This window comes from Leucobacter sp. Ag1 (assembly GCF_000980875.1).
In the GTDB taxonomy this organism is placed as follows: Bacteria; Actinomycetota; Actinomycetes; order Actinomycetales; family Microbacteriaceae; genus Leucobacter; species Leucobacter iarius.
This window is the reverse complement of sequence record NZ_LAYO01000047.1, coordinates 1-10,540: the sequence shown is the minus strand read 5'-3', so window position 1 is coordinate 10,540 and position 10,540 is coordinate 1. Positions and strand designations below refer to the sequence as shown.

The window sequence follows — 10,540 nt, the reverse complement described above, 5'->3', positions numbered from 1 at the left end:
CCGCCCCGCCGGTGCAGCCCCCCGCGGCCGCGGCCCCGGTTCCTCCGTCAACGGCACCGCCTGCCCTGACCGCGCCCCCGGTGCCGACCGCACCCTCGGTGCTGCCCGCTCCGGTGGCGGCGACCCCGGTATCGGCACCCTCGGCGACCGCAACGCACGGACCCGCGCCCGCTCGGGCGCGGCCCCCCGAAGGCGGGCCGAAACCCGCAGCGACGGCGAACCCGATGAAGATCGTGGGCTGGGTCGGTATCGGCGTCCTCGTCATCGGCGCGATGTCGCTGATCGGCAGCCTGACGAACGACGACGGGGATCCCGGCGCCGATGATTCGTACACCGCCATCGGGGCGGACACGCCCGAAGGCGCGGTGCAGGAGTACCTGGAGGCGCTCCGAGACGGCGACACCGTCCGTGCCGCCGAGCTGCTCAGCTCCCCGGATCCCGGAGTCTTCGAGCATCCTCCGCTCGATCCGTCCGAGCATCCCGAGAGCAGGATCGACGATGTCGAGGCGGACACCACCGTGCAGGAGGGTGACTCGGGAAGCGTCTCGGTCCGGTACACGATGGGCGGCGAAACGGTGTCGACGGCCATGCAGGTGGAGCGCACCGGCGACGGCTGGTTCATCACCGAGGGCGGCACCGTATTCCCCGAGGGGCAGGTGCTCGCGGGGTTCCCGACGACGCTCAACGGCGAGCCGATCGGCGGAGCGACCCCGGCTCTGATGCCCGGCGCCTACGAGCTCGGGTTCGAGACGAGCGACTTCTCGCTGCCCGATGATGAGCGCACGATCGTGATCCGGCTCTCGGACGCCGAGGTCCTCTCGCGGATCGAGGCGACCCCGCAGCTCACCGAGGCGGGCACCAGGCGGTTCACCGAGGCGCTCCGATCCGAGCTCGACGACTGCCTCGCCGCGGGTACCCCGACCACCAACTGCGGCATGGACGTGCCGGAGGAGGATCTCCCCGACGGTTACGCATTCGAGGGCGAGCTGACCCGCTCCCTGTCGCAGGGGTTCGAGGCCGTGCTCACGGCGCATCCGCCGGATCTCGAGCGCGTCGACGGGCGTCTGACCGGCAAGATCGTGCTCCCCGCGGAGTTCAGCGCGAACATCGAGCTGAGCATCCGCAGCACTGCGGACGGCACGGTCCGCGACGGGCACCTGCGCGATCCGGTTTCCTCGCTCCGGCCGAGCGCCTACCTGGCTCCCGGGCCGGTGCAGCTCGACTGGACCGAGCCCGACGCCGCCTAGTCGATCCGTTTCGGATCACGCCCCTTCGGCGACGACCGGCCCGACCGCGGGCGCCTCGGCGTAGCTGCGGGAGAGCCGTCGATAGGACCGGGTCAGCGCGGCACCGCCCGCCAGCAGGACCGTGACGAGCCCGGTCGCCACGAAGATGAGGGCGATCCCCCGCGCGTCCCCGGTGCCGAGGAGCCAGCTCCAGTCAGCCTGCCCCTGCGGCGTCTCGAGCGCGGGGACGATCCACAGCGCGGCGACCGGGGCGATCGCGAAGGAGGTGATCGGCGCGGTGCCCGCTTCGAAGGTCATCGCGAACCCGAATGCGCGCCCCTGGGAGGCGAACGGGACGACGCGCTGGATCACCGTCTGCTCGGCGGCCTCGATCGCGGGCATCAGGATCCCGAACAGCCAGAGCCCGAGCACGAACAGCCAGGGCGCGTCGCGGATCGTGAACACCGCGCCGAGCACGCCGCTCACCGCTACGAGGATCAGCATCGTGCGGATGGGGTTCGCACCGAGGCCGCGCGCAGCGACCAGCGCGCCGCCGACGAGGAAGCCGGTCGAAGCGAGCCCGAACAGGATCCCCCAGGTCTCGACGCTGAAGAGCGTGAGCCCGTAGGGGTCGAGCAGCGCCATGAACACCCCGCTCGCGAGGTTGTTGAAGGTCGTGAAGATGATCAGCGCCAACAGTCCCGGCACCGCGCGCACCGCTCGGAATCCGCCGCCGAAGTCGACCGCCCGCCGTTCGGGATCCCGCTGGATCGCGGGCTCCGAGACGCGCAGCAGGTGCAGGTGCAGCAGCGGGATCGCGGTGCACGCCGTCGCGATGAGGATGGTCGGACCCATGCCGAGGAACCCGACGGAGAGACCGCTGAACACGCTCGTGGCGATGAATGCGAGCCCCTGCACGGTCCCGACCAGGCCGTTCGCGTTCGCGTGCCGTTCGGGGGCGACGAGCAGCGTGACCGTGGTCGAGAGGGCGAGATTGCGGAGCACCTCGACCACGCATCCTGCCAGCAGGATCGTCGAGAACACCCAGAACCACGGGGCGCCGAAATCGAGCAGGGTCGCGCGCGGGATGCTGAAGAACATGGCGCAGACGATGAGGAACGCGCCCAGCGAGGCCCAGCCCGAGAGACGCATGACGAAGAGCTTGCGGTAGCGGTCGACGAGGCTGCCGAAGTACATCGAGCACGCCGATGATGAGCATGTACGCGCCGCCGAGCAGGCCGTTCACGAGGATGCTCTGCGTCTCGACGTACACCCAGAACACCAGGGCGAACCAGAGGAAGTTGGAGGTGAGGTTCGCCACCGCGGTGTTCACCAGCAGGTGCAGGAACGTGCGCATGGATCCACAGTACGCAGGACCCCCAGAATCTGAGGATCCCCGGAGCTACAGGGAGTTCCAGCAGTACAGCCCCGCGCCGCGCTCCCGCGCGGTGCGGGCGAGCGCCCGCCAGTCGCGGAGCATCGGCAGGAGGTACTGCGGATCGCCCGCGCCCCAGAACTCCTCGGTCTCGGACCAGGGGTCCACGACCTCGGCCAGGCGTTCATCGCTGGCGCCCGCGAGCGCCTCGGTGAAGGTGCCCGGCAGCGAGACGACCCACGCGGAGTCGTGGTCCGGCTCGCTCACCAGGCGCGCCCAGGATCGTTCGCCGGTGATGGTGTCGTACGGTTCGCCGGTGAGGAGCTCCTGCAGCGTGCCCGCCTGCACGGTCGGGTCCACCGCGTCGAGCACGGGCCCGTGCGCCGCGTCGGGTCCCGTTTCGACCACCGATGCGGCCGCAGCATCGTCGCTCGCGATGAAGTACGTGTTGATGACACCCATGACGTCATCCTGACAGGGTTCGCGCCGCCGGTCCACCGTCGCGCAGTCGGGAGACGAGCGTTCGATCCGCGTCGGCGTCGAACTCCGGAACGAGAGCCGTCCGTGCTGCGCGGCCGTCACGCGTCCGCCCCGTCGGGGAGGCCGATCCGCCAGAATCCGTCGGGCGACCCGGGCGATCCGGGCGACCCCGGCGGGAGGAGCGGCGAGAGCCACTCGGCGACGGCGTCGAGCACGGCCCGTTCGAGATCGTCGCGCGTCCACCCGCGCGGGCGCGGCGGCACGTCCGGCTCCCAGCCGTCCTCGCCCCACTCGACGCCGAAGAGGTGCCGGTCGTCGTCGAAGCGACGGTCGAGGACGAACGCTCCGCTGCCCTCGAACCGGGCCCAGACATCGAACGGGCCTTCGGCGTCCTGGTCGACGAACACATCGATCAGGACGCCGTCGATGCCCGGTCCCGCTTCCTCGGCGGCGCGGCGGAAGCGTTCGAGCCGCTCGGCCGCGTCTTCCGTGCGCGCGGCGAGCAGCGGCCGCAGTGCGTCGACGTAGTCCTGTGCGTCCATGCCTCCAGCGTATGGGGACTTCTCGCGTCCGGTCAGGGGTGCACGCATCGGAGGTCGCCGAGATGACCCGAGTGCGGGTTATGAGCCTCCAAAACCCGCACTCGGGTCATCTCGGCGAGGCTCTACCGCGTCAAACCGCGGTGCGGCCAAGGATCGCGGACTCGATCTCGCGGTATCTCTGCTCGGCCGGGCCTTTCGAGATCTCCAGCGGACGGAACACGACCGTCCGCACGAAGCCCAGCTCGAAGACCGATCCCGCGCTCTCGAACGCGATGCCGGGAACATCGCCCGCGTAGATCCTGACCCGTCTCCACTCGATTCCGGTGATGCCGGCGTACGACAGCACCATGCGCGGTCCCGAGTACTCGCTCAGCCCCGCGTAGATCTCGATGCGGTCTTCGCGCAGCGCCAGCAGGACCCCCTGATGCTTCGCCGGCAGGAACACGGCATCTCCGACGAGGTCGAAGGCCTGCTGATAGCTGTTCACCGTGAGCTGCATCGGGACCAGGTGCCGCACCCCCGAGGCGTTGCGCGCTCGTGAGTATGCGACGAGTTCCAGTATTGCCCCGATGATTCCCATGAGTGCGGCGCAGCCCCCGACGACGACCATGACCGTGAGCAAGGCGTCGGCTCCGCCCTCCGGGGACTCCGCAAAACGCTCTGCGATGTGCATGACCATTTTGAGCAGGCCAGCTAACGCAACGGGAAGGAGGAGCCAGAAGTATGCGCGAGAAGGGCCACGCCGGCCTCGCAGACGGGGAGCTTCGGCGGGGCTCGATCCGCCTTCGCCCGAGCTCATCACGGCACCGGCTCTCCACTCACGGTCACGAACTCCTCCCGCTCAGGTTCCGTCTCGCGGAAGAACGGGATCGCCATCACCGGCCGGAAGATCCGTCTGCCGGCGACAACGATCCCGATCGCCGTCACCACGAGGTGCACGACGGCGATGAGACATGCCAGGCACATCAAGATGATCGCCCAGGTGAACAGCTCATCGATGAGGAACACGAACGTGATGACCCCGAGCCACATACTCGCAACGGAGAGCGAGTGGAAGAGAACAAAACAAGTGAGGTTCCAGTTCGCCGCCCACCGCGCGTTCTCGCGGACCAGGCGTGAGGGATTCGAACGCGCCTGTTGTAGCAGGATCGCCGGGAGCACCAGCTGCAGAATTCCCCCGAGATACGGCATCAACAGCGAGAGGCCCGCCGCCCAATAGGCCTGACCGGATTCCTGCCCCGGGTTGCCATGTTCATTCATCACTCATACTCCTTTCCTTACGGAGCGCATCGAGTTCAGTGGCGAACCGAGCGGATGCCTGTGCTCCCGCGCCGAATGCGCCGAACAGCGCTTTCGAGCGCAGCTCCAGTCCGATCCCGCTGCCGGCCTCAGCGCTGCCGCCCGGGATCGGGCTCAGGCGAATGCCGGAGCTCTTCCAGATGGCAGTGCCGACTCGCGCGGGCTGAACGGATCCGATCGAGTCCCAGGCGAGATTGCACTCGATCTCGCGGGTCCGGCAGTTCCAGATCGCGAGGCCTTCCGCCGACACGGTGACGATGCCTCGCGTTTCTCCATCGGTGAACACCGGTCGACCGCAGAACTTGCTCAGGTCATGCGCTCCACGAGTTCCCAGACGGACGTGACGCGTCAGCCCTGGGCGTTCGACTCGGTGACTCCCGCCGATGTGTCGTGAGGCACGGACGTCGTTCGCCCAGGAACGCGCCGGCTCGAAGAGCAGGACGAGCGGTGGAAGCACCACCCAGAGGATGTCGCCGAGGTTCTTGACCGCGCCGTCCTCGATCATGCGACGCACGGAGCCGATCATTCCGGGCAGGATCAACAGCCCAAGGACGAACATGCCGACATACGTGGGTCGTTTCCATGCGCGCGGCTCAATCCGCGGGACTTGCTCAGCCATCCCACTCCTTATCCCGGAGCGGAATGAAGAGTACGTTCGGGGACCGGCCCTGATCTCCCGGATCCGGACGATGCGCGCTCATCCGACGAGGCCAAAGGCGCGCACAACCGACCAAGCGCCCAGTGCGACGGCGAACAGCGCAGTCACCACAACGCTCCTGACAGTCGCATACCTCGAGACCTTCTCACCGCCGCCGCCCGGAGCCTCTCGATGAAACCAGGCCTCGACCTTGGCAATGCGTACCCTGAACTTGAAAGTCAGTATCCCCGCAACGATGGAAATACAACCGAAGACGAAAGGATAGACGTCCATTCAGCGCCGGTCATCCTTCGGCTCAGACGCAACGGGGGCGAGTCTGCCGAAGCCAGTGGTGTTCCGACGCGAGGAACACGAGCAGAGAGAACCAACACGGCGCAGCAGCAACGCGACTCCAGAAGGTGAGAAATGTACGGGCGGGCAAAATCGTCCCCCGCGCATCCCCCATGCGCTCGATTCATAGTGACCATACTGGAATAGCTATCAGAACTCAAGTTCGGATCTGAGATACTACTTATGCGATTCCCGGGCGCCGCCGCTCGTCGCCCTCAGGCCCGCCGGCGCAGCAGCGCGATGAACATCGCGTCGGTGCCGTTGCGGTGCGGCCAGAGCTGCGCGCTCAGCGCGTCGCCCGCGAGATCCAGGGGTTCGCGCGCGATGCGGTTCAGCACCGCCTTCGTGTCGAGCTCCTCCAGTTCGGGACGCTTCGACAGCAGCCGGTCGAGCACGACCCGGGTCTCGGCGAGGTGGGGCGAGCAGGTCACGTACGCGAGCAGGCCGTCCTTCGCGAGGTGATCCGCCGCGGCGTCGAGCAGCTCGGCCTGGAGGCGGGTCAGCTCGGGCAGGTCGCTCGGCGCCTTCCGCCAGCGCGCCTCGGGGCGTCGACGCAGCGCGCCGAGCCCGGAGCAGGGCGCGTCGACCAGGATCCGGTCGTAGCGGCGGGTGCCGCCGTTCGCGGGTCCGCCGTCGCCGAACGCCTCGGGCTCCCGGCCGTCGTGCGACACCACGCGAACCGCGTCCGAGGAGGCCACGACCGCCCGGCGCACGAGCTCGGCACGGTGCTCGGCCACCTCGTTGGCGCGCAGCTCGGCGCCCATCAGTTCGGCCTCGGCCGCGAGCACCGCGGTCTTGCCGCCCGGCCCCGCGCACAGATCCAGCCACTGCTCCCCCGCACGGATCTCGCTCGCGCGCAGCAGCGCCAGCGCCGCGAGCTGCGAACCCTGATCCTGCACGCGGAGCGTGCCCTCGGGGAGGTCGAGGCCGTCGATCGCGCGCCCGGGATCCCCGCCGGCGAGTTCGAGGCCGAGGGGAGACGGACCCGCGACCGCGATCCCGGCCTCGCCGCCGAGCGCCTCCGCGGTGTCGACGTCGATACCCGATCCCGGAAGCAGCGCGAGGCTGACCCGCGGCGCACGGTTGTCGGCGGCGAGCAGATCGTCCAGTTCGTCGGCGCGCCCCTCTGCGGCGAGCGCATCGCGCAGCGCGCGCAGGATCCAGCCCGGGTGGGAGGTGCGCGCGGCGAGCGCGGCGTCGGCGGAAGGAGCTTCGGCCTCGATCCGGTCGTTCCATTCGGCGTCGGTGGATCGGCTGATGGTGCGCAGGACCCCGTTGACGAATCCGGCGCCGGCGGCGTTCGCGACCAGGCGCTGCAGTTCGACGCTCTCGTTGAGGGCGGCGTGGTCGGCGGTGCGCATCGCGAGCAGCTGGTGGGCGCCGAGGCGGAGCACGTTGCGGGTGCGCGGGTCGATGCGATCCATCTCGCGCGAGGAGGCGATCTCGATGATGCGGTCGTAGCGGCCGCGACCGCGCAGGGTTCCCGAGACGAGCTCGGTGACGAACGCCGCGTCGCGGGGGTTCAGGCCGGCCTCGCGGATGCGGGCGGGCAGGGCCAGGTTGGCGTAGGCCTCCCGCTCGTCGACGTCGCGGAGCACGTCGTAGGCGGCGAGGCGGGCGGCCGACACCCGGCCGGCGGGCCGATGCTCCCGCGGGCCGGATCGTCCGCGATCGCCTCCGGGGTTCCCGCGGCCCCGTCCGCCACCGCCACCGCCTCCGTTCGGGCGTCCGGCGTTCCGGTGCTGGCCTCCGCGGTTCCCGCGGCTGCCGCGGCCGCCCTGGTTCGCGTGCTCCGCGCTCATGCGAGCACCGCCGATCCCCCGCGGCCGCGCAACCAGGCGGCACCGTCCATCGCGGCCTTGCCCGCGGGCTGCACGCGCACGAGTTCGAGGGATCCGTCGGCGAGGCGCAGGATCGCACGTCCGTCGAGGAGTTCGACGGCACCGAAGCCGTCGGCTCCCGCAGCCGCGTCGTCGGCGGCTCGGCGCACCTCGTGCAGCTTCAGCGGCTGCCCGTCGTAGTGGGCGTAGGCGCCCGGCTCGGGGGTCATGCCCGCCCACTTGGCGAGGACCTCCCGAGTGGGGCGCGAGAGGTCGAGGCGGCCGTCCTCGCGGCCGAGCTTGTGCGCGTAGCTCGCCTCGCCCGCCTGCGGTTCGCCGCTGAGGGATCCGTCGGCGAGGCCGGCGATCGCCGCGACGAGCGCGCCGGTGCCGAACTCGGCAAGATCGGTGAGCGCGGCGCCTGCGGGAGTGCCCGCGGGGAACTCGCGCGCATCACGGGTCAGCACGTCGCCGGCGTCGAGCGCCTCGACCAGGCGGAACACGGTCACCCCGAGGTTCTGCTCCCCCGCTTCGAGCGCGCGCTGCACCGGCGCCGCGCCGCGCCAGCGGGGCAGCTCCGAGAAGTGGAGGTTGATCCATCCCTGCGCGGGCAGCGAGAGCAGCGGTTCGCGCACCAGTCCGCCGTAGGCGACGATCACGCCGAGATCCGCCTCGAGCGATGCGGCCCACTCGGTGGCCTCCGCCCCCAATCGGTTGGCCTTCAGCACGGGCAGGCCGAGCTCCTCGGCGGCGAGCGCCACGGGCGAGGGGGTCAGCACACGCTTGCGCCCTAGGGGCGCGTCCTCCCGGGTGATCACGCCGACGACCTCGTGCCCTGCGGCGACGACCGCTCGAAGACTGGGCACGGCGAACTCAGGAGTTCCGGCGAAGAGGATGCGCATCCCCCCATTCTCGCACCCCGGTGGGCGGCGAGCCCGCGCACGAGCCCGCGCGCGGGCGCTCGCCCCGGCCGCTCGGGCTTGCCCGACAGCCTCGGAGTGCTCTACGATCGCCCCATGCATATCGCGAATCAGTGGTGGACCGCCTAGGCGGTCTCGATCTCGCGCATCTGCATGCACTTCCGACACCGTCTCTCGTAGGCGGTGTTTTTTCGTCTCTCGAGTGGCGCAATGACGCAAAGGACCTCTCCAATGACACACCCCACCACGACTTCCCCCGACGCCTCGCCCTCCCCGTACCGCGCCGACGGTTCCGGCTACTTCGGCGAGTTCGGCGGCGCGATCCTGCCCCCGTTCCTCGCGGGCCCCATGGCCGAGGTCGCCGAGGCCTACGAGGCCGCCCGGCAGGATCCCGAGTTCCAGCGGCAGTACCAGTCGCTGCTCGCGAAGTACGTCGGTCGGCCCTCGCTGCTGTACTTCGCCGAGAACCTGACGAACCGGCTCGGCGGCGCGAAGGTCTACCTGAAGCGCGAGGACCTCAACCACACGGGTGCGCACAAGATCAACCACACGCTCGGTGAGGCGCTGCTCGCGAAGCGGATGGGCAAGACCAAGGTGATCGCCGAGACGGGGGCCGGTCAGCACGGCGTCGCGCTCGCGACGGCCGCCGCGCTCGTCGGCCTCGAGTGCGAGATCCACATGGGCGCCATCGACGTTGCCAAGCAGCACCCCAACGTGGTCCGCATGGAGCTGCTCGGCGCCAAGGTAGCGCCGGTGGAGCGCGGCGGTCGCTCGCTGAAGGAGGCCGTGGACTCGGCGTTCGAGGTCTACGCCGCGTCCCCCGACGAGTACCTCTTCGCCATCGGCTCCGTCGTCGGCCCGCACCCGTTCCCGTCGATGGTGCGCGACTTCCAGTCGGTCGTCGGCCGCGAGGCACGTGCCCAGATCCTGGAAGCCGAGGGACGCCTGCCCGACGCGCTCGTCGCCTGCGTCGGCGGCGGCTCGAACGCCATGGGGCTGTTCGACGCGTTCCTCACCGACGAATCGGTGCGGGTCATCGGCGTCGAGCCCGCCGGCGAGGGCCTCGACACCGACCGGCACGCGGCGACCATGACCCTCGGCGTCGTCGGCGACCTGCACGGCATGCACACGAAGGTGCTGCTCGACGAGAACGGCGAGCCGGCGCCCGTGCACTCGATCGGCTCCGGCATCGACTACCCGGGCGTCGGACCGCAGCACGCCCACCTCGAGCAGCTCGGGCGCGGCGAGTACGTGACCGTGACCGACGCCGAGGCGCTCGACGCGTTCCAGCTGCTGACCCGCACCGAGGGGATCATCCCCGCGCTCGAGTCGTCGCACGCCCTGGCGCACGTCGTGAAGCTCGCCCCTGGGCTCGGCCCCGACGCGATCATCATCGCGAACCTCTCGGGTCGCGGCGACAAGGACGTGGACTTCGTCGCGGAACGGCTCGCGCAGGCGTGAACTACGACGCGGGGTCGGCCGGCTGCCGGCCCCGCGCGACCTCCGCGGCCAGCACCTCGGCACCGCTCGTGAGCGCCGCGCGCCTCCAGGGCGCGACCCCGTCGATCTCGATCTGGATCGACATGCTGAGCACGGTGCGGATCAGCACGATCAGGCCGAGCACCGCCGCGTCCTCGAGCGACGGCGTCGAGATGGTGCGGATGATGTCCGCCGCGACGAAGATCTCGAGGCCGAGCAGGATCGAGCCGCCGATCGACGTGCGCAGCGTCTGGAACGCGGCGCGGCCTCCCCGACCGCCGAACAGCGCTCGCGCGGACAGTACCAGCGCGATCGCGAAGCCGGCGATCATGGCGACCACGCCGAGCACCTCGACGACGGTGACGACTCCCCCGAACCAGGCTTCGATGCTCATGGCCTCAGCGTAGCCCG

At 70.1% G+C, this 10,540-nt stretch carries 12 protein-coding genes; 2 read left to right on the top strand and 10 right to left on the bottom strand.

What is annotated here, in order from left to right:
• Nucleotides 1-224 precede the first annotated feature (224 nt).
• Complete coding sequence (locus XM48_RS00850; RefSeq protein WP_052961208.1) at nt 225-1,247, top strand: hypothetical protein; 1,023 nt, start codon at nt 225-227, stop codon at nt 1,245-1,247.
• A 15-nt stretch (nt 1,248-1,262) separates the two neighbouring features.
• Here the strand turns inward: XM48_RS00850 and XM48_RS00845 are convergent, their stop codons facing one another.
• From XM48_RS00845 to XM48_RS00805, 9 genes are all read right to left on the bottom strand, one after another.
• Entirely contained in the window at nt 1,263-2,423 is a 1,161-nt protein-coding gene (locus tag XM48_RS00845; RefSeq protein ID WP_336653454.1) for an MFS transporter, read from the bottom strand.
• A 205-nt stretch (nt 2,424-2,628) separates the two neighbouring features.
• Nucleotides 2,629-3,063, bottom strand: a complete 435-nt coding sequence (locus tag XM48_RS00840; RefSeq protein WP_046453881.1) for a hypothetical protein — start codon at nt 3,061-3,063, stop codon at nt 2,629-2,631.
• Nucleotides 3,064-3,179: 116 nt separating this feature from the next.
• Nucleotides 3,180-3,623 carry a DUF6389 family protein gene (locus XM48_RS18125; RefSeq protein WP_046453880.1) on the bottom strand — a complete coding sequence of 148 codons (444 nt, stop codon included), beginning with the start codon at nt 3,621-3,623 and terminating at the stop codon, nt 3,180-3,182.
• A 130-nt stretch (nt 3,624-3,753) separates the two neighbouring features.
• Nucleotides 3,754-4,296 (bottom strand): hypothetical protein, encoded by a 543-nt coding sequence (locus XM48_RS00830; RefSeq protein ID WP_046453879.1) that lies wholly within the window; start codon nt 4,294-4,296, stop codon nt 3,754-3,756.
• A 125-nt stretch (nt 4,297-4,421) separates the two neighbouring features.
• Nucleotides 4,422-4,886, bottom strand: coding sequence for a DUF4870 domain-containing protein (locus XM48_RS00825; RefSeq protein ID WP_156174883.1), 465 nt, complete (start codon nt 4,884-4,886; stop codon nt 4,422-4,424).
• Nucleotides 4,876-5,541: a hypothetical protein gene (locus tag XM48_RS00820; RefSeq protein ID WP_156174882.1), complete on the bottom strand. Its 666-nt coding sequence runs from the start codon at nt 5,539-5,541 to the stop codon at nt 4,876-4,878. Before XM48_RS00820 ends, XM48_RS00825 begins: the two co-directional genes overlap by 11 nt.
• A gap of 78 nt (nt 5,542-5,619) precedes the next feature.
• Nucleotides 5,620-5,853: a hypothetical protein gene (locus tag XM48_RS00815; RefSeq protein WP_046453876.1), complete on the bottom strand. Its 234-nt coding sequence runs from the start codon at nt 5,851-5,853 to the stop codon at nt 5,620-5,622.
• A 272-nt stretch (nt 5,854-6,125) separates the two neighbouring features.
• The gene (locus XM48_RS00810; protein WP_084820837.1) at nt 6,126-7,712 is read right to left on the bottom strand and encodes an RsmB/NOP family class I SAM-dependent RNA methyltransferase; all 1,587 of its coding nucleotides are present in this window, start codon (nt 7,710-7,712) and stop codon (nt 6,126-6,128) included.
• Nucleotides 7,709-8,632: a methionyl-tRNA formyltransferase gene (locus XM48_RS00805; protein WP_046453874.1), complete on the bottom strand. Its 924-nt coding sequence runs from the start codon at nt 8,630-8,632 to the stop codon at nt 7,709-7,711. Before XM48_RS00805 ends, XM48_RS00810 begins: the two co-directional genes overlap by 4 nt.
• 249 nt (nt 8,633-8,881) lie before the next feature.
• Here XM48_RS00805 and trpB point away from each other — a divergent pair, with 249 nt between their 5' ends.
• Nucleotides 8,882-10,111, top strand: coding sequence for a tryptophan synthase subunit beta (gene trpB, locus XM48_RS00800; RefSeq protein WP_046453873.1), 1,230 nt, complete (start codon nt 8,882-8,884; stop codon nt 10,109-10,111).
• A 1-nt stretch (nt 10,112) separates the two neighbouring features.
• Here the strand turns inward: trpB and XM48_RS00795 are convergent.
• A partial coding sequence (locus XM48_RS00795) for a DUF1622 domain-containing protein (RefSeq protein WP_369699844.1) occupies nt 10,113-10,540 on the bottom strand: 428 nt, incomplete at its 5' end.